This is a genomic window from Streptomyces sp. NBC_01481 (assembly GCF_026339995.1).
GTDB lineage: Bacteria > Actinomycetota > Actinomycetes > Streptomycetales > Streptomycetaceae > Streptomyces.
The window spans coordinates 1,567,436-1,586,477 of record NZ_JAPEPT010000001.1 but is presented as its reverse complement, the minus strand read 5'-3'; the positions used below and the strand labels follow the sequence as shown (position 1 = coordinate 1,586,477).

Below are 19,042 nucleotides of genomic sequence, written 5' to 3'. Positions count from 1 at the left end.
GGCCAGGACTCAGCGGCGCCGGTGTGTACGGACCGGGCCGCCCGGCCGCCAGACCCGTACCACCAGCTCCTCGCCGTCGACCGACGTCTGCACCACGTCACCGACCTCGACGCGGAAGAGATGGAACGGCTCCGGCGGCCCCGCCTCCGCCACGAAGCGGTTCAGCACCTCGGAATCGGTCACCTCCACCGCGCGCCCGGAGATCTTGACGTCACCGCCTTCCATGGAGTCGTCCGGCCCGGGGTTCGCATGGATCGCGAAGCGCGGATCGCGCATCAGGTCCTGGGCCTTGCGTGAGCCCTGCATCATGCCGAGCCACAACTCGCCGAAGCGGAAGTCGACTTCAAGGCCGGTCACCCGCGGCGACCCGTCCTTGCGCACCGTGGCCAGCACATGGTGCTTGTACCGCTCGAAACGCTGCTGCACGGTCTCGGCGAAGTCCGGCTCCACCGTCCGGAAATCTGCCCACGTCGGAAAGGTCATGACTCCATCGAACCGCGGAAACCCGACACCGGCTGTCGGGATTCACCTGCACGCACCGGCTCGGATGCCCTACCGGGGCGTACGTGCTGTTCTGGTACTGGCCAAAGACCCGCCCTCCGTCCGAGGAGAATCCCGATGGCGATCTTCATGCATGCCAGCCTGCCGGGCATCACGACCGACCAGTACGACGCCCTCAATGCCCAATTGCAGGCACTTCCCGGCGACACCTTCGCGGGGTGCCTGTCGCACACCTGCGTGGCGACCGACTCCGGCCTGGAGATTTTTGACCTGTGGGAGTCCCAGGAGGCGATGGACAAGTTCGGCACGGTGATGATGCCGGTGGCCGAGAAGCTGGGCTTCCCCCAGACTGGCCAACCTCCGAAGGTCGCTCAAGTCCACAACTGGTGGACCCCCAGCTGACACCGCTCAGCCGCTGCGCAGGGTGACGACCGCCGCGTGCCCCTCCGTGTGCAGTGATCCCGGCGACTCGTCCAGCACCGCCGCGTCGTACGGACAGAGTGTCACGTGCGCCTCCTTGAGGACCGTGGGCCCGTCCAACGCGACGATCACGACCGTCGAGCGTGATGGCACCACGACCAGCAGTTCTCCGCGCACCACCGAGGTCAGGCATGCCGTACGGCCCCTGCGGTACATGACGTTGAAATTGACGACGGGACGCCCGTCGACGAGGCGGCCGTCGGTCTCCACGTCGCCGGGGAAGCGGTGGGGCCGGTAGCGCTCGTCGGCCAGTGTGCGGTGTCCGCCGACCGTGAGGTCCATCCCCGCGCCCTCGACGACGGTCAGGATCCGGTCCACGCCGGGGAAGGCGGAGAACGGCCCGTCCGCGCCGACGTCCGCGAGGCTGATCCGCCAGTCGAAGTCGTCCGTCCCGGCGCCCTCGGGCGACACGGCGATCTCGCGGGTGACGCCGCCGCCGTTCTTCCACGGCACGGCCCTGCGGTCGGCGGCGCGCAGCACCCGTACCGTCATCGCACGATGCCCTGGGCTCGCGCGGCGGCCAGCCACAGCGGGAATTCGGAGACCAGCCGGTCGTACAGCTCGGAGTCGGGGACCTGGCGCGGGTCGAGTCCGGCGTGGAAGAAGCCCGCGTTGTCGACGACGCGCTTGGCGGGGACGGCGAGTTCGTCGAGCTTGTGCAGGAAGTCGAACTGCGAGCTCCGCTTGTTGCCGAAGCCGATGAACTGCCAGAACAGCGGCAGCTTCGCCGCCTTGCACAGATAGCGCTCCGCGGCGTGCTTGCTGATCGGGCCGCCGTCCGTCTGGAAGACGACGAGCGCGGGGGCGGTCGAGCCGCTGTCGACGTAGTGGTCGATGACCGCGTCCATGGCCAGGTGGTAGCTGGTCTTGCCCATGTGCCCGAGGCCCGCCACTATCTCGTCGACCCGGCCGCTGTGGTTGTCGAGGGCGATGTCCGTGACCGCGTCGATGTCCGTGGAGAAGAAGACGACCGGCACGGAGCCGTCGTCGTCCAGGTTGGCCGCAAGACCGAGCACCCGGTCGGCGAGCGCCTGCACGCTGCCGTCCTTGTAGTAGTCCTTCATGGAGCCCGAGTAGTCCAGCACCAGATAGACGGCGGCGCGCTGCCCGCTCAGCCCGTGCTTCTGCAGCGATACGCCCGCGCTCTTGTAGAGGCTGACGAGCGCGGGCGCCTTCTCCTCGACCTTGGCGAGGCTGATGGCCGCCATGCGGGGCTCCGTTCGTGCGAGGGGACGGGAGAGTTGAGGCTACGTCACCGGAACTCGACCGGGCCGGTCCCCCGTCAGGACGGAGAATCCGGCCCGGCCTACCCGTCTTCTCAGAGCGCCAGCCACGCCGCGGTGTCGCTCGGCAGCCGGTCACCGTCCAGCGTCCCGCTGGCCAGCAGTACCCGGCTGTGGGCGGGCAGGGCCACCGGCTCGTCGGAGAAGTTCACCACCCACCGGAAGCCAGGCTCACGGCGGAACGAGAGAACGTCGCTGTCCGGGGCGCTCTCCCAGGTCAGCGTGCCGTCGCCGAGGGCTGGGTTGCTCCGGCGCGCGCTCAGCGCCGACCGGTAGAGGTTCAGCATGGAGGCGGGGTCGCGGTCCTGAACCTCGGCGGTCAGGGACTTCCACGCCGCCGGCTGAGGCAGCCACGGCGCCGCGGTGGTGGCGTCGGGGCTGAAGCCGAACGGCGGGCAGTCACCGCTCCACGGCAGCGGGACGCGACAGCCGTCACGCCCTCGGTCGGTGTGACCGGAGCGCTCCCACGTGGGGTCCTGGAGCACGTCCTCCGGCAGATCCTCGACCTCCCACAGGCCCAGCTCCTCGCCCTGGTACACATAGGCACCCCCCGGCAGGGCGAGCGTGAGCAGGGCCGCGGCGCGAGCCCGGCGGGTGCCCAGCTCCAGGTCGGCCGACCGGTCCAGTTGGGACAGCGAGCGCTGCTGCCCCTCCGGCTGCGGCCTGGCGTAGCGGGAGACATGCCGGGCGACATCGTGGTTGGACAGCACGCAGGTGGCGGGCGCACCCACCTCGCCGAGCGCGGTAAGCGACTCGTCGATCACCCGGCGCAGGTGGCCTGCCCGCCAGGGAGCCATCAGATAGTCGAAGTTGAACGCGGTGTGGAGCTCGTCCGGGCGGACATAGCGGGCCAGCCGCTCCGGAGTGCCCGCCCATGCCTCCGCGACGAAGGCACGGGGCTCGCCGTACGCGTCGGCGACAGCGCGCCACCCCTGGAAGATCTCGTGGACTTCGTCGCGGTCCCAGTGCGGGTGGTCACCGACAGCGCCCGCCCGAGCCCTCCGGGGCCGCTCCCCGTCATGCAGACACACCGCGGCGCCCACCCATTGTCCGGTCGGGGACAGGGCAGGCGCCGCAGTCAGTTCCGTACGCCTTTGTACGGGACGACTGTTGGGGCCGGGCTCAGACCGTCAGCGCACGGTCCGTCGGACGGATCGGAGCCGGAAGCTCACTCGCCCCCGTCAGGAAGCGGTCCACACCACGCGCCGCCGAGCGGCCCTCGGCGATCGCCCACACGATCAGCGACTGGCCGCGACCCGCGTCGCCCGCGACGAACACGCCGTCGACGTTCGTCGCGAAGTCCGCGTCCCGCGCGACGTTGCCCCGCTCGTCGAGCTCCAGGCCGAACTGCTCGACCAGGCCGTTCGCCTGGTCCGTACCCGTGAAGCCCATCGCCAGGGTGACCAGCTGGGCCGGGATCCTGCGCTCCGTGGCCGGCTTCTGGGTCAGCTTGCCGTCGACGAACTCCACCTCGATGAGGTGCAGGTACTGGACGTTGCCGTCCTCGTCGCCCTCGAAGTGCGTCGTCGAGACGGAGTAGACCCGCTCGCCGCCCTCCTCGTGCGCCGAGGTGACCTTGTAGAGCATCGGGAAGGTCGGCCACGGCTGACCCGCCGCACGCTCGTCGCCCGGCCGCGGCATGATCTCCAGCTGGGTGACGGAGGCCGCGCCCTGGCGGTGGGCCGTGCCCACACAGTCCGCGCCCGTGTCGCCGCCGCCGATGACGACGACGTGCTTGCCCTCCGCGGTGATCGGCGGGGCGACGAAGTCGCCCTCCTGCACCTTGTTGGCGAGCGGCAGGTACTCCATCGCGAAGTGGATGCCGTTCAGCTCACGGCCCGGCACGGGCAGGTCGCGCGAGACGGTCGCACCGGCGGCGATGACCACGGCGTCGTAGCGCCGCCGCAGCTTCGCCGCGTCGATGTCGCGGCCGATCTCGACCTCGGTACGGAACTTGGTGCCCTCCGCGCGCATCTGCTCGATGCGGCGGTTGATGTGCACCTTCTCCATCTTGAACTCGGGGATGCCGTACCGCAGCAGTCCGCCGATGCGGTCCGCGCGCTCGTACACGGCGACGGTGTGGCCCGCCCGGGTCAGCTGCTGGGCGGCGGCCAGGCCCGCCGGGCCCGAGCCGATGACGGCGACCGTCTTGCCGGAGAGGCGGTCCGGCGCCTGCGGCCTGACGTCGCCCGTGTCCCATGCCTTGTCGATGATGGAGACTTCGACGTTCTTGATGGTGACGGCGGGCTGGTTGATGCCGAGGACGCAGGCCGACTCGCACGGAGCGGGGCACAGGCGGCCGGTGAACTCCGGGAAGTTGTTCGTGGCGTGCAGCCGTTCGGACGCCGCCTGCCAGTCCTCGCGGTAGGCGTAGTCGTTCCACTCGGGGATCAGGTTCCCGAGCGGACAGCCGTTGTGGCAGAACGGAATGCCGCAGTCCATGCAGCGTCCCGCCTGCTTGCTGATGATCGGCAGCAGCGAGCCCGGAACGTAGACCTCGTTCCAGTCCTTCAGCCGCTCGCCCACCGGACGGGTCTTGGCGACCTCGCGGCCGGTGGTCAGGAAGCCCTTGGGGTCAGCCATTGGTCGCCGCCTCCATCATCTTCTCGGTGGTCTCCTGCTCGGAGAGACCGGCGAGCTCAGCGGCGTCCTTGGCGGCGAGCACTGCCTTGTACGTGGTCGGGATGATCTTGCTGAAGCGGTCCACCGCGACGGACCACTCGGCCAGCAGCTTCGACGCGACGGTCGAGCCCGTCTCCTCCTCGTGGCGGCGCACGACATCGTGCAGCCACAGCCTGTCGGATTCGGTGAGCGACTCGATCGCCCGCAGGTTCCCGGAGTTGACGTTGTCCCGATCGAGGTCGATGACGTAGGCGACACCGCCGGACATGCCGGCCGCGAAGTTACGTCCCGTCTCGCCGAGGACCACCGCGCGACCGCCGGTCATGTACTCGCAGCCGTGGTCGCCCACGCCCTCCGAGACGACCGTGGCGCCCGAGTTGCGGACGCAGAAGCGCTCGCCGGTGCGGCCGCGCAGGAACAGCTCGCCGCCGGTCGCACCGTACGCGATGGTGTTGCCCGCGATGGTGGAGTACTCGGCGAGGTGGTCGGCGCCCCGGTCCGGGCGGACGACGACGCGGCCGCCGGAGAGGCCCTTGCCGACGTAGTCGTTGGCGTCGCCCTCCAGCCGCAGCGTCACACCGCGCGGGAGGAACGCTCCGAAGGACTGGCCGGCCGAGCCGGTGAAGGTGATGTCGATGGTGTCGTCGGGCAGGCCCGCACCGCCGAACTTCCGCGTCACCTCGTAACCGAGCATCGTGCCGACGGTCCGGTTGATGTTGCGGATCGCGATCTGCGCGCGGACCGGCTGGGCGGCCTCGGCGGAGACCGCGTTCAGCGCCTCGGCGGCGAGCTCGATCAGCTCCTTGTCGAGGGCCTTCTCCAGACCATGGTCCTGCACGATCAGCTGGTGGCGCACGGCGCCGTCCGGCAGTTCGGGGACGTAGAAGAGGGGCTTGAGGTCGAGGCCCTGCGCCTTCCAGTGGTCCACGGCCCGGTCCGTGTCGAGCAGCTCGGCGTGGCCGACGGCCTCCTCGATCGTACGGAAGCCCAGCTCGGCGAGGAGCTCGCGGACCTCCTGGGCGATGAACTCGAAGAAGTTGACGACGTATTCGGCCTTGCCGGAGAAGCGGTCGCGCAGCACCGGGTTCTGGGTGGCGATACCGACCGGGCAGGTGTCCAGGTGGCACACGCGCATCATGATGCAGCCGGAGACGACGAGCGGCGCGGTCGCGAAACCGAACTCCTCGGCGCCGAGCAGCGCGGCGATGACGACGTCGCGGCCCGTCTTCAGCTGGCCGTCGGTCTGCACGACGATGCGGTCGCGCAGGCCGTTGAGCAGCAGGGTCTGCTGGGTCTCGGCGAGGCCGAGCTCCCAGGGGCCGCCCGCGTGCTTCAGCGAGGTGAGCGGGGATGCACCCGTGCCGCCGTCGTGGCCGGAGATGAGGACGACGTCCGCGTGCGCCTTGGAGACACCCGCGGCGACCGTGCCGACACCGACCTCCGACACCAGCTTCACGTGGATACGCGCGAGGGGGTTGGCGTTCTTGAGGTCGTGGATCAGCTGAGCCAGGTCCTCGATGGAGTAGATGTCGTGGTGCGGCGGCGGGGAGATGAGGCCGACGCCCGGGGTGGAGTGCCGGGTCTTGGCGACCCACGGGTAGACCTTGTGGCCGGGCAGCTGGCCGCCCTCGCCGGGCTTGGCGCCCTGCGCCATCTTGATCTGGATGTCGTCCGCGTTGACCAGGTACTCGGAGGTGACACCGAAGCGGCCGGAAGCGACCTGCTTGATCGAGGAGCGGCGCTCCGGGTCGTACAGACGGTCCGCGTCCTCGCCGCCCTCACCGGTGTTGGACTTGCCGCCCAGCTGGTTCATGGCGATGGCGAGGGTCTCGTGCGCCTCGCGGGAGATGGATCCGTAACTCATCGCGCCGGTGGAGAAGCGCTTGACGATGTCGCTGACCGGCTCGACCTCGTCGATGGAGATCGGCTGCCGGGCCTCGGACTTGAAGCCGAAGAGGCCGCGCAGCGTCATCAGCCGCTCGGACTGCTCGTTCACCCGGTCCGTGTACTTCTTGAAGATGTCGTACCGCTTGGTGCGCGTGGCGTGCTGCAGCCGGAAGACCGTCTCCGGGTCGAACAGGTGCGGCTCGCCCTCACGGCGCCACTGGTACTCGCCGCCGATCTCCAGCGCGCGGTGCGAGGCGGCGATGCCGGAGGCGGGGTAGGCCTTGGCGTGCCTGGCCGCGACCTCCTTGGCGACGACGTCGAGACCGGCGCCGCCGATCTTCGTGGCGGTGCCGTTGAAGTACTTCTCGACGAAGGCCTCGTCGAGGCCGACGGCCTCGAAGACCTGCGCGCCGCGGTAGGAGGCGACGGTCGAGATGCCCATCTTGGACATGACCTTCAAGACGCCCTTGCCCAGCGCGTAGATCAGGTTGCGGATGGCCTGCTCGGGCTCCAGGCCCTCGATGAAGGTGCCGGCGCGGACCAGGTCCTCGACCGACTCCATCGCGAGGTACGGGTTGACGGCGGCAGCGCCGTAGCCGATGAGGAGCGCGACATGGTGCACCTCACGCACGTCACCGGCCTCGACCAGCAGCCCCACCTGGGTCCGCTGCTTGGTGCGGATGAGGTGGTGGTGCACGGCCGAGGTGAGCAGTAGCGACGGGATCGGCGCGTGCTCGGCGTCGGAGTGCCGGTCGGACAGGACGATCAGCCGGGCGCCGTCCTCGATGGCGGCGTCGGCCTCGGCGCAGATCGCCTCGATACGGGCCGCGAGGGCGTCGCCGCCGCCGCTCACGCGGTAGAGGCCGGAGAGCGTCGCGGCGGTCATGCCGGGCATGTCGCCGTCGGCGTTGACGTGGATGAGCTTGGCCAGCTCGTCGTTGTCGATCACCGGGAAGGGCAGGGTGACGCTGCGGCAAGAGGCAGCGGTCGGCTCCAGGAGATTGCCCTGCGGGCCCAGCGAGGAGTGCAGCGAGGTGACGAGCTCCTCGCGGATGGCGTCCAGCGGAGGGTTGGTGACCTGCGCGAACAGCTGGGTGAAGTAGTCGAAGAGCAGCCGGGGGCGCTCGGACAGGGCCGCGATCGGCGAGTCCGTACCCATGGAGCCGAGCGGCTCGCCGCCGGTCCTGGCCATGGGCGCGAGAATGACGCGCAGCTCCTCCTCGGTGTAGCCGAAGGTCTGCTGGCGGCGGGTGACCGAGGCGTGGGTGTGGACGATGTGCTCGCGCTCGGGCAGGTCCTCGAGCTCGATCTCACCGGCCTCCAGCCACTCGCGGTACGGCTTCTCGGCGGCGAGCGAGGACTTGATCTCGTCGTCCTCGATGATGCGGTGCTCGGCGGTGTCGACGAGGAACATCTTGCCGGGCTGGAGGCGGCCCTTGCGGACGACCTTGGCGGGGTCGATGTCCAGGACGCCGACCTCGGAGGAGAGGACCACGAGTCCGTCGTCGGTGACCCAGTAGCGGCCGGGGCGCAGTCCGTTGCGGTCCAGGACCGCGCCGACCTGGGTGCCGTCGGTGAAGGTGACACAGGCCGGGCCGTCCCAGGGCTCCATCATCGTGGAGTGGTACTGGTAGAAGGCGCGCCGGGCCGGGTCCATGGAGTCGTGGTTCTCCCACGCCTCGGGGACCATCATCAGCACCGAATGGGGCAGGGAGCGGCCACCGAGGTGGAGGAGCTCCAGCACCTCGTCGAAGGAGGCGGAGTCGGAGGCGTCCGGGGTACAGACCGGGAAGATCCGCTCCAGCTTCTCCGAGCCGAAGAGTTCCGAGACGAGCTGCGACTCGCGGGCGCGCATCCAGTTGCGGTTGCCCTTGACCGTGTTGATCTCGCCGTTGTGCGCGACGAAGCGGTACGGGTGGGCCAGCGGCCAGCTCGGGAAGGTGTTCGTCGAGAACCGCGAGTGGACGAGCGCGACGGCCGTGGCGCAGCGCCGGTCGGAGAGGTCCGGGAAGAAGGGCTCCAGCTGCCCGGTCGTGAGCATGCCCTTGTAGACGATCGTCCGGGCGGAGAGCGAGGGGAAGTAGACCCCGGCCTCGCGCTCGGCGCGCTTGCGCAGCACGAAGGCCTTGCGGTCGAGCTCGATGCCCGTGCTGGTGCCGTCGCCCACGAAGAGCTGACGGAAGGCCGGCATGGTGGCGCGGGCGCCGCTGCCGAGGAGGTCCGGGGTGACGGGGACCTCGCGCCAGCCGAGGACGTTCAGGTCTTCTTCGGCGGCGATCGTCTCAATCCGTGAGACGGCGTCGTCGCTGTCCACCGCGGGCAGGAAGGCGATGCCGACGGCGTACGAGCCGGCCTCGGGGAGCTCGAAATCCGCGGCCTCGCGGAGGAAGGCGTCCGGGACCTGGAGCAGGATGCCCGCGCCGTCGCCGGAGTCGGGCTCGGAGCCGGTGGCGCCGCGGTGCTCAAGATTCCGCAGGACGGTCAGCGCCTGTTCTACCAGCTCATGGCTGGCAACACCGGTGAGGGTGGCCACGAACCCGACGCCGCAAGCGTCGTGTTCGTTACGGGGGTCGTACATCCCCTGAGGGGCGGGGCGACCGTCCATGGGCGACCAGGCGTCGGAACGCATCGGCTCTCCCGTCGTCGTCGTGGCATGTTCACTGCCGAGGGACGACGTTGGCCCTCTGCGAAATTTCGTGCAGGTTACATGATGGAGTGCTTCTCGGAAAGTGGATAGGTCATTCCAACATGCGGACACCGCCCAAGGCGGTGGAGGTGGGTCACACACGGACAGATCGGTGTCAGTGGACCCGTCGCAGAGCAGGCTTCATTGCCCGCAGCGCCTACGGCTCATGCCCGGTGGTTAAGGGCTCGAAACCGCGGAGTAACGGCGACTTATGTAGCGCCTTGCATAGTGTCGCACCTGCGGCGGTTTTCGTAGAGGGCGTACGTCACAACTTTTGGCCCACGGGCGCCGGGGCGCACGCGGGCCGGGTGGTGGCGGAGGAGCGGGTGGGGGCCGAGAGGCGGGGCGGGTCAGATTGCCGCGCCGAGGAGCGCGCCGAGTCCGTAGGTGACGGCGGCGGCCGCTCCGCCCAGAACCAGCTGGCGCAGTCCGCTGTACCACCAGTTGCGCGCGGTGACACGGGCGACGAGGGCGCCACAGGCGAAGAGCCCGACGAGCGCGAGCAGCAGCGCGGGCCACAGGGCAGTCGCTCCGAGGAGGTAAGGCAGTACGGGCAGCAGCGCGCCCAGAGCGAACGAGCCGAAGGACGAGACCGCGGCGACGGTCGGCGACGGCAGGTCGTCCGGGTCGATACCGAGCTCCTCGCGGGCGTGGATCTCCAGCGCCTGCTCGGGGTCCCTGGAGAGCTGCATCGCCACCTCGCGGGCGAGTGCGGGCTCGACGCCACGGGCGACGTAGAGGGCGGCGAGCTCCTCCATCTCGTCGACGGGGTGCTTACGCAACTCCCGCCGCTCGACGTCGAGTTCGGCCTCCACGAGCTCGCGCTGCGAGGCGACGGAGGTGTACTCGCCGGCGGCCATGGAGAACGCGCCGGCGGCGAGACCCGCGAGACCGGTGATGACGATCGTCTGCTGGGACACCACGCTGCCGGCCACACCGGTCATGAGGGCGAGGTTGGACACGAGTCCGTCCATCGCACCGAAGACCGCGGGGCGCAGCCAGCCGCCGTTGACATCACGGTGGGTGTGGTTGTCGCGGTGCGCCGCGTGAAGCGTCGCCTCGGTTTCGATGATGGACACAGTTCTCCCCTTTTCCGGCAGCGGACTTGATGGTCCGTGCCCCCTCCGACACCCTCGAAAATACGCACGATGTAAGGGCCGCGCCAGCAAGGCAGGCCGTACTTACCTGGAGTCCGGCGGGTGACATCGAGCGGGTGACAGGGATGTTTCTCAGACTCGTCGCCCGCCGCGCGTGGCACAGATGCAGGAACAGGCTCGGTGCGCGCGAAAGGGGCACGCCCCATGGAGTTGATTGCATGCAATCCCGTTGATCCGGCCGGTAAGGCCTCGCTTCTGCGCGATCGGGCCTGTGGTGCGCTGCTGGGCCTCGCGGTGGGCGATGCGCTCGGTGCACCCGCCGAGAACATGCGGCCGTCCGAGATCCGCCGCAGATGGGGGCGTATCGAGGGCTTCGTGAGCGACGACCCGGCGGGCACGGACGACACGGAGTACGCGATCTTCTCGGGCCTGCTGCTGGCGCGGCACGGCTCGGCGCTGACCGTCGCGCACGTCGAGAACGCGTGGCACCACTGGATCGCGGATCTGGACGAAGGCCCGTTCCGGGGTGCGGGTTTCAGTGAACGCGGCACCCTGGAAAATCTCAGGCGCGGGCTCGCCGCCCCCATCTCGGCCCAGCACCGGCACGCATGGAGCGACGGCCTGGCGATGCGGGCGGCGCCGTTCGGGGTCTTCGCGGCGGGCCACCCGGCGGAGGCGGCGCGACTGGTCGCGATCGACGGCTGCGTCAGCCACGACGGCGAAGGCATCTACGGCGGCCAGGCGGTGGCGGCGGGTGTGGCGGCCGCGATGGCGGGCGGCGGCCCGGCCTCGGTGATCGGCGCCGCGCTGTCTGTCGTCCCCATGGACTCCTGGACGGCCCGCTCCCTGCGCCGCGCGGTGGTGGCGGCCCAGCGCACCCACACGGACACCCTGGCGATGGAACGCTCCGTCCGCTCGGCCGTGGTGATCGGCGGCTACCCGTGGACGGACCTGGCCCCGGAGGCGGTGGGCCTGGCCTTCGGCGCGTTCGCGGCGGCCCGGGGAGACTTCCGTACGTCGGTCCTGACCGCGGTCAACATGGGCCGCGACGCGGACACGACGGCAGCGGTGGCGGGCGCCCTCGCCGGCGCCCTGTCGGGAGCGTCGGCGATCCCCCCGACGTGGTCCTCGGCGATCGGCCCGGTCCGCGGGAGCTGCCTCCCTTCGATGAGGGGCTACCACGTCCTGGACATCGCGGAACTACTGACGCCGGACGACGACGCCCAGGTGACCCGATGACGGCGGAGGGCGGGCCGCCGGCCACGGGCGACCTGGGCGGCGGCCCGACTGCAGGGGCCGGGCCGCGGGCCTCACGTGAAGCGCGGTGCGACGCCGCGGTCGGGCGGGGCTGCTCCGGCGGTACGACGGCCCTGGCCGGTCCGCACGGCGCGGCCGCGGCGCCCACCGCGGACGACTCCGCCCGCCCGCGCAGCGGGCAGAGCGCCACCGCCCCGGCCCACGCGCGCGGAGCGCCGAGCACCCACAGTGGGCCTTGGGCGCCGCCCCCAGACTCGGGCGCAAGCGGGCTTAGCCCACTCCGCTCGCGCGAAGCGCCAATTGGCGCCGCAGGCGGCACCACCGCCCCGGCCGCCGCGGGCGGCTCGCGCGAAGCGCCTGGCATCGCCTCGGGCCGGGCACCGGCAGCCCCGGAAGCGCTCCGCTCGGGCGCAGCATCGCCCGCGCCCGCGGACAGCGCAGTCCGCTCGCCCGAAGCGGCGAGCAGCGCACCGGCGGGACCGGCCGGTCTGCAGGCCTTGCGCGAAGCAGTGGGCGACGCCCCGGCCCGCTCGGGCGGAGCGGCGAGCACCCGTCGGGGGCACGGGGGCCTGCCCGCCCGCGCGGCGGAGGCGCACATGTCGCAGCCGGGAAGGGGCGGAGTGGGGGCAAAGCCCCCGGCCCGGCCCATCGAAGGGCTGCTCCTCGGGCTCGCCGCCGGGGACGCCGCCGGGTGGCCCGCCGCGCGGCATCGGGCCGCGCGGATGCCCGAGTGGACCCGGCGGCTCACCCGTGAGCTCGATACCTTCGCCGAGCAGAACGCCACCACCACCCTCCCCGTACCCATCGCCCTCAACCAGCCTCCCGAACCCCTCCGCCTCGGCCCCTCCGACGACGCCGAATGGGCCGCCTTCGCCGCCGAGACCGTGCTCACCGCCGCCGGGGACCTCTTCGCGGGGCTCGCCCCAGGCCGCCGGATGCGCGCCGCCGTCGATCTCGCCTGGAACTCGCTCGCCAGCGAGGTCGCCGCGGCCGCCGACCGCGCCCCCGAGGTCGAGTCCGCCGTGCTCCCCCTCCGCGCCCGTATCTCCGTACGCGCCGGACTCGGCAATCTCGCCACCGGACTGCGTCCGCCCGCCACCGGCCACGACAACCCGCACTACTTCGACGACGCCGCCTGCGTACGCGCCGCGGTCCTCGCCGTCGTCCACCCCGGGGACCCGGCCGCAGCCGCCGAACTCGCCGAGTTCGACGCGCGCTACAGCCAGGACGGCGACGGAGTGCACGGCGCCCGCGCCATTGCCGCGGCCGTCGCCTCCGCGCTCGGCGGGGCATCTGTCGACGCCGCCGTCGACGCCGCACTCGCCGAGCTCCCCGACGCCACCGAGATCGGGCGCAACGCCCACCACGCCGTCAAGCTCGCCCGCCACTCGACGGGCGCCTTCGAACTCGTGCCCCTCTTGGAGCACCAGATCGTCGACCACGTCTACAGCTACGGCATCGCAGCCGCCGAGACCGTCCCCGTCGCGCTCGCCCTCGCCGTCGCCGCCCGCGGCCGGGTCGCCGAGGCCGTGCCCGCCGCCGCCTGTCTGTCCCGCGTCGCCGACTCCGCCCCCGCCCTCGCCGGTGCGCTGACCGGCGCGCTCGGCGGCGGTGACTCCGTCCCGGCAACCTGGCGCGACGCCTGCCGGACCCTCGCCGGCTGCGCCCTCCCCCGCCTCGCCGGGACGGATCTCGTCGAACTCGCCGGGCTGCTCGCACACACGGAACTGACCGCCCCGGGTGGACAATTCCGACATGACGACGACACTCGAGACGCTCACACTCGATGACCGGATCACGGGCAGCCTGATCGGCGCGGCGGTCGGTGACGCGCTCGGCGGCCCGGTCGAGGGCTACTCCCCCGAGCAGATCGTGGAGCGGCACGGCGGCCGCGTCCATGGCATCGTCGGCCCCTGGCACGGCGACGAATGGCGCACCGCCCGCCCCCTCGCGCCGTACCACAAGGGCGACGGGCACATCACCGACGACACCCTGATGACGCATGCGCTGGTCCGCGTGTACGCGACCGTCCGCGACCACCTCGACGCGTACGCCGTCGCCGACCAGCTGGTCCCCGACCTGATCTCGACCCCCCGCTGGATCCCTGAGCTGGAGGCGGAGGCACTTCCCCTGCAACGCGTGTTCCTGGCCGAGAAGTGGATGGTGACCCGCCTCCACTACGGCCACAACGACCCGCGCGAGGCAGGCGTCGGCAACATCGTCAACTGCGGCGCGGCGATGTACATGGCTCCGGTGGGCCTGGTCAACGCGGCCCATCCGACGGCCGCCTACGCCGAGGCCGTCGACATCGCCGGCGCCCACCAGTCCTCCTACGGCCGCGAGGCGGCGGGTGTCTTCGCCGCGGCGGTCGCGGCGGCCGCTCTCCCCGAGGCCACCCCCACCACGGTGATCGACACCGCGCTCTCCCTCGCCAAGGACGGTACGCAGGCGGCGATCGAGTCGGTCGCCGAAGTCGCCGCCCAGCACTCGGACTTCGAGTCGGCACTGGCTCCGCTGCGCGCCGCAGTCGCCCCCTTCGACACGGTCGGCCCGGACTACCGCTCCCCCTCCCTCGCCGCCCGCCGCCCCTCGCGGCTGCACTCCATCGAGGAACTGCCCATCGCCCTGGGCATGCTGATGGTCGGCGACGGCGACTACCGCCGTACGGTCCTCGGAGCCGTCAACTACGGGCGCGACTGCGACTCGATCGCCTCCATGGCCGGTGCGATCGCGGGCGCGCTCCACGGGGAGTCCGCGGTGCCGAGCGACTGGGCGAAGACGGTGGCCGAGGCCAGCCGTATCGACCTGCACGCCCCGGCGCGGGAGCTGGCCGCGGTCGCCCGGGAGATCTTCACCCGTGACCGCGAGCGCCGCCGGGCCCACGAGTCGGCATTCGCCCGCTTGACGGACCTGCCATGACGGGCCTGCGCCTCACCTGGGTCCAGCCGGAGGACCTGCTCGGCCATGAACTGCGCCAGGCGGAGGAGGACGGCCGCGACGCACGGGACGTCCGCAGCCGCTGGCTCCGGGCGGGCGGCCCCCTGGCCCCACCCCGCGCCGGAGCGTCCCCCACCCCCGCGCCCCCGCACCTGCGCGCCCTGGCGCACGAGCTGCTGGACGAACTGGCCCTGCTTCCTTCCCCGTTGACGGAGTACGAGCCCACACCCCTGGCGCTGATCACCGCCGCCTGCCCCGCCTGGCCCGCCCCGCCCGCGACCCGCCCCTCCCCTGGGGCGGACGCACTCCACGCCGCCTGGCTCGGCCGCGCTGTCGGCTGTCTCCTCGGCAAGCCCGTCGAAAAGCTCCCGCTCGACGGCATCCGCGCCCTCGCCCGCGCCACCGGCAACTGGCCCCTCACCACCTGGTTCACCGCCAAGGGCCTCCCCCCTGAACTCGCCGCCGCCCACCCCTGGAACCGCCGGTCCGCCGCCACCTCGCTCGCCGAGAACATCGACGGCATGCCCGAGGACGACGACCTCAACTACCCCCTGCTGAACCTCCTTCTCCTCCAGCGCCACGGAAAGGCGTTCACCACCGCCGAGCTCGCACAGCTGTGGCTCGACGAGCTCCCGGCCGGCCGCACCTTCACCGCTGAGCGCATCGCGTACCGCAATCTCCTCTCCGGCGTCGAACCCCCGCTCACCGCCGCCCGCCGCAACCCCTTCCGGGAGTGGATCGGCGCCGCCATCCGTGCCGACATCCACGGCTGGACGCACCCCGGCGACCCCGCGGCCGCCGCCGCGCAGGCCCACCGCGACGCCTGCCTCACCCACACCGCGAACGGCGTCTACGGTGCGATGTTCATCGCCGCCGCCCTGGCCGCCGCGGCCGGCGGCACAGCCGGTGTGCACGACGCCCTCGCCGCCGGGCTCACCGTCGTTCCTCCCCGCTCCCGCCTCTCACGAGCCGTACGGTTCGGCATCGACACCGCCCGCGCCGAACCGGACTTCGATACCGTCGTGGACCATCTCCACGCCGCACTCGGCCACTACCACTGGGTCCACGCCGTCCCCAACGCCGCCCTCCTCGCTGCCGCCCTCACCCACGCCGACGGCGACTTCAGCGGCTCCATCTGCCGGGCCGTCTCCGGCGGATGGGACACCGACTCCAACGGCGCGACCGCCGGGTCCCTCGCGGGCCTGCTCGCCGGCCGCCCCGACGCCATCCCCGGCCGCTGGACCGCCCCGCTCAAGAACCGTCTCGCCACTTCCGTCGCCGGTTTCTACGGCATCGGCTTCGACACCCTCGCCCACCTCACTCACCAGGAGGTACTCCTCCCATGACCGTCATCGCGGTGCTCGGCAGCACCAACATGGACCTCGTGGCCTACGTCGCCAACGCACCCAAGCGCGGGGAGACCGTCACGGGACGGGAGTTCCGCACGATCCCCGGCGGCAAGGGCGCCAACCAGGCCGTGGCCGCCGCGCGCGCAGGCGGCGATGTCGCGATGATCGGCGCGGTCGGCTCGGACGAATTCGGCGGGCGCCTGCGCCACACCCTCGTCTCCTCCGGTGTCGACACCGATCTCCTGCGCACCGCCGAGGGCCCCTCCGGCACCGCCCACATCGTCGTCGACGACGAGGGCGGCAATTCGATCGTCGTGATCCCCGGCGCGAACGGCACCGTCACCTCCCTCGCCCCCGGCGACGAGGCCCTCATCGCCACCGCCGACACGCTCCTCCTCCAGCTCGAACTCCCCCTCAGTGCCGTGCTCGACGGCGCCGAAGCCGCACGCCGCCACGGTGTACGGACCGTGCTCACCCCTTCCCCCGCCCAGCCCCTGCCTCCCGAACTGCTCGCCGCCACCGACCTGTTGGTGCCCAATGAGCACGAGGCGGCCACGCTCACCGGCGTCGCCGACCCGCACGCCGCGGCCGAGGCCCTGCTGCGCCAGATCCCCGAGGTGGTGATCACCCTCGGCTCGGCGGGCTGCCTGTACGCGAGCCGGGGAACGACGCCCTTCACCGTCCCCGCCCCCAAGGTCACCGCCGTGGACACCACCGGCGCCGGTGACACCTTCGTCGGCGCGCTCGCCGTCGCGCTCGGCGAGGGCAAGCCCGTGGAGCAGGCCCTCGCCTGGGCGTCCGCGGCCGCCGCCCTGTGCGTCCAGCGCCCCGGAGCCTCCACCTCCATGCCGTACCGCCCCGAGATCGACGCCTCATGACCGCACAGCCGAAGCCCCCGGCTCCCTCCCCCCTGCAGGGGCTGCGCGTCCTCGACCTGGCCACTCTGTTCGCGGGCCCGCTCGCCGCCACCATGCTCGGCGACTTCGGCGCGGAGGTCATCAAGGTCGAGCACCCCACCCGCCCCGACCCCTCCCGGGGCCATGGCCCCGACAAGGACGGCGTCGGCCTGTGGTGGAAACTGCTCGGCCGCAACAAGCGCACTGTCACCCTCGATCTGTCCACCCCCGGCGGCCGCGCGACCCTTCTGAGGCTTACGACCACCGCCGATGTCATCATCGAGAACTTCCGCCCCGGCACCCTGGAGAAGTGGCAGCTCGGCTGGGACGAGCTGAGCAGTGCCAACCCCCGTATCGTCCTGACCCGCGTCACCGGCTTCGGGCAGTTCGGCCCGTACTCCCACCGCCCCGGCTTCGGCACCCTCGCCGAGGCGATGAGCGGCTTCGCCTCCATCACGGGCGAGCCCGACGGACCGCCCACCCTCCCTCCGTTCGGCCTCGCCGACTCGATCGCCGCGCTCGCCACCTCGTACGCCGTCATGACCGCACTCGCCGCCCGCACCGCCACGGGCCGTGGCCAGGTCGTCGACATGGCGATCATCGAGCCGATCCTGACTGTCCTCGGCCCGCAGCCGCTCTGGTTCGACCAGCTCGGTTACGTACAGACCCGTACCGGCAACCGCTCCCTCAACAACGCCCCCCGCAACACCTATCGCACCGCCGACGGTTCCTGGCTGGCCGTCTCCACCTCCGCGCAGTCCATTGCCGAACGCGTCATGCATCTCGTCGGCCGCCCGGATCTGATCGACGAGCCGTGGTTCGGCACCGGCAGCGGACGTGCCGAGCACGGCGACGTACTCGACGAGGCGGTCGGCGGCTGGATCGCCCGGCGCACCCGCGCCGAGGCCATGGCCGCCTTCGAGAAGGCCGAAGCCGCGATCGCCCCGATCTACGACGTCCGGGACGTCATGGAAGACCCCCAGTACCAGGCGCTGGACACCATCACCGAGGTCCCCGACCCCGAGCTCGGCCCCCTCCGTATGCAGAACGTCCTCTTCCGGCTCTCCGAGACCCCCGGCGCCATCCGCTGGGCGGGCCGCCCGCACGGCGCCGACACGGATGCCGTCCTCACCGAACTCGGCCTGTCCCGGGCCGATATCGCCGCACTCCGCACCCAGGGCGCCCTATGACCACCCCGCTCACCTATCTGTACGCACCCGGGGACCGCCCCGAAGTCGTGCACAAGGCACTCGCCTCCGGGGCCGACGTGGTGATCGTCGACCTCGAGGACGCCGTGGCCGCCGACCGTAAGAAATACGCGCTGGCCGCCACCGCCGAACTTCTCGCTTCCCCCCAGAGGCTTCCTGTCCATGTCCGCATCAACACCCCCCATGACATCGAGGCCCTCATCGCACTTCCGGGCCTCTGTGCTCTGCGTATTCCAAAGGTCGCACACGGCACTGACATCCGGCGGATCGCGGCCCGCGCCCCGGGCGTCCCCCTGTATCCGCTCCTCGAATCGGCTCTCGCCATCGAGCACGCGTACGCGATCGCCACAGCCCATCCGGCCGTCCACGGCATCGCCATCGGCGAGGCCGACCTCCGCGCGGACCTCGGAGTACGGGACGGCACCTCCCTCGACTGGCCGCGCACCCGCATCGTGGTCGCCGCCCGCGCGGCCGGTCTCGCGCCCCCGGCCCAGTCCGTCTTCCCCGACATCCGCGACCTCGACGCCCTCTACGCCTCCTGCACCCACGGCCGCGCCCTCGGCTTTCTGGGCCGGGCAGCCATCCACCCCCGCCAACTCCCCGTCATCGAGCGGGCGTTCCGCCCGACGCCCGAGGAGATCGAGGCGGCGGAGGAGATCGTCAAGGCGGCCGCGACGGACGGGGGCGCGCTCGCCCTGCCCGACGGCCGCTTCGTCGACGCGGCGATCGTGGCCGCGGCGCAGCGGACGCTGGCTCTCGCCCGCCGCGAGGGCTCATGGGAAGGGAGTTCCTGAAAGCGACGAGGCCGCCGGAACCTTTCGGTCCCGGCGGCCTCGTCG

The 19,042-nt window shown here is 71.6% G+C and carries 14 protein-coding genes and 1 pseudogene; 8 read left to right on the top strand and 7 right to left on the bottom strand.

Features of this window, described 5'->3' with window-relative positions; all coding sequences use genetic code 11:
* Positions 1–9: 9 nt before the first annotated feature.
* Complete coding sequence (locus tag OOK40_RS07290; RefSeq protein ID WP_266477456.1) at positions 10–483, bottom strand: pyridoxamine 5'-phosphate oxidase family protein; 474 nt, start codon at positions 481–483, stop codon at positions 10–12.
* Positions 484–618: 135 nt separating this feature from the next.
* Between OOK40_RS07290 and OOK40_RS07285 the strand changes: the two genes are divergently transcribed.
* A complete protein-coding gene (locus OOK40_RS07285; protein WP_266477454.1) occupies positions 619–903 on the top strand; it encodes a hypothetical protein in 285 nt (94 codons plus the stop codon).
* Positions 904–909: 6 nt separating this feature from the next.
* Here the strand turns inward: OOK40_RS07285 and OOK40_RS07280 are convergent, their stop codons facing one another.
* The 6 genes and pseudogenes from OOK40_RS07280 to OOK40_RS07255 form a co-directional block, all read right to left on the bottom strand.
* Positions 910–1,473, bottom strand: a complete 564-nt coding sequence (locus OOK40_RS07280) for a HutD family protein (RefSeq protein ID WP_266477452.1) — start codon at positions 1,471–1,473, stop codon at positions 910–912.
* Positions 1,470–2,189, bottom strand: coding sequence for a VWA domain-containing protein (locus OOK40_RS07275; RefSeq protein WP_266477451.1), 720 nt, complete (start codon positions 2,187–2,189; stop codon positions 1,470–1,472). Before OOK40_RS07275 ends, OOK40_RS07280 begins: the two co-directional genes overlap by 4 nt.
* A 110-nt stretch (positions 2,190–2,299) precedes the next feature.
* Positions 2,300–3,241 (bottom strand): annotated as a pseudogene (locus tag OOK40_RS07270) (alpha-amylase family glycosyl hydrolase); the annotation flags it as partial.
* 145 nt (positions 3,242–3,386) lie between these two features.
* On the bottom strand, positions 3,387–4,847 hold the full coding sequence (locus tag OOK40_RS07265; protein WP_266477449.1) for a glutamate synthase subunit beta: 1,461 nt from the start codon (positions 4,845–4,847) through the stop codon (positions 3,387–3,389).
* A complete protein-coding gene (gltB, locus tag OOK40_RS07260; protein WP_266477448.1) occupies positions 4,840–9,402 on the bottom strand; it encodes a glutamate synthase large subunit in 4,563 nt (1,520 codons plus the stop codon). The genes OOK40_RS07265 and gltB overlap by 8 nt, the downstream gene beginning before the upstream one ends.
* Positions 9,403–9,809: 407 nt before the next feature.
* Complete coding sequence (locus OOK40_RS07255) at positions 9,810–10,538, bottom strand: VIT1/CCC1 transporter family protein (RefSeq protein WP_266477447.1); 729 nt, start codon at positions 10,536–10,538, stop codon at positions 9,810–9,812.
* A gap of 222 nt (positions 10,539–10,760) precedes the next feature.
* Between OOK40_RS07255 and OOK40_RS07250 the strand changes: the two genes are divergently transcribed.
* From OOK40_RS07250 to OOK40_RS07220, 7 genes are all read left to right on the top strand, one after another.
* Positions 10,761–11,795, top strand: a complete 1,035-nt coding sequence (locus OOK40_RS07250) for an ADP-ribosylglycohydrolase family protein (protein WP_266477445.1) — start codon at positions 10,761–10,763, stop codon at positions 11,793–11,795.
* Between the two features lie 614 nt (positions 11,796–12,409).
* A complete protein-coding gene (locus tag OOK40_RS07245) occupies positions 12,410–13,603 on the top strand; it encodes an ADP-ribosylglycohydrolase family protein (protein ID WP_266477443.1) in 1,194 nt (397 codons plus the stop codon).
* Complete coding sequence (locus OOK40_RS07240) at positions 13,569–14,732, top strand: ADP-ribosylglycohydrolase family protein (RefSeq protein WP_266477441.1); 1,164 nt, start codon at positions 13,569–13,571, stop codon at positions 14,730–14,732. The genes OOK40_RS07245 and OOK40_RS07240 overlap by 35 nt, the downstream gene beginning before the upstream one ends.
* Positions 14,729–16,096: an ADP-ribosylglycohydrolase family protein gene (locus OOK40_RS07235; protein ID WP_266477439.1), complete on the top strand. Its 1,368-nt coding sequence runs from the start codon at positions 14,729–14,731 to the stop codon at positions 16,094–16,096. Before OOK40_RS07240 ends, OOK40_RS07235 begins: the two co-directional genes overlap by 4 nt.
* Positions 16,093–16,977: a ribokinase gene (rbsK, locus tag OOK40_RS07230; RefSeq protein WP_266477437.1), complete on the top strand. Its 885-nt coding sequence runs from the start codon at positions 16,093–16,095 to the stop codon at positions 16,975–16,977. Before OOK40_RS07235 ends, rbsK begins: the two co-directional genes overlap by 4 nt.
* Positions 16,974–18,185: a CaiB/BaiF CoA-transferase family protein gene (locus OOK40_RS07225; protein ID WP_266477436.1), complete on the top strand. Its 1,212-nt coding sequence runs from the start codon at positions 16,974–16,976 to the stop codon at positions 18,183–18,185. Before rbsK ends, OOK40_RS07225 begins: the two co-directional genes overlap by 4 nt.
* Positions 18,182–18,997: a CoA ester lyase gene (locus OOK40_RS07220; protein WP_266477435.1), complete on the top strand. Its 816-nt coding sequence runs from the start codon at positions 18,182–18,184 to the stop codon at positions 18,995–18,997. The genes OOK40_RS07225 and OOK40_RS07220 overlap by 4 nt, the downstream gene beginning before the upstream one ends.
* Positions 18,998–19,042 lie beyond the last annotated feature (45 nt).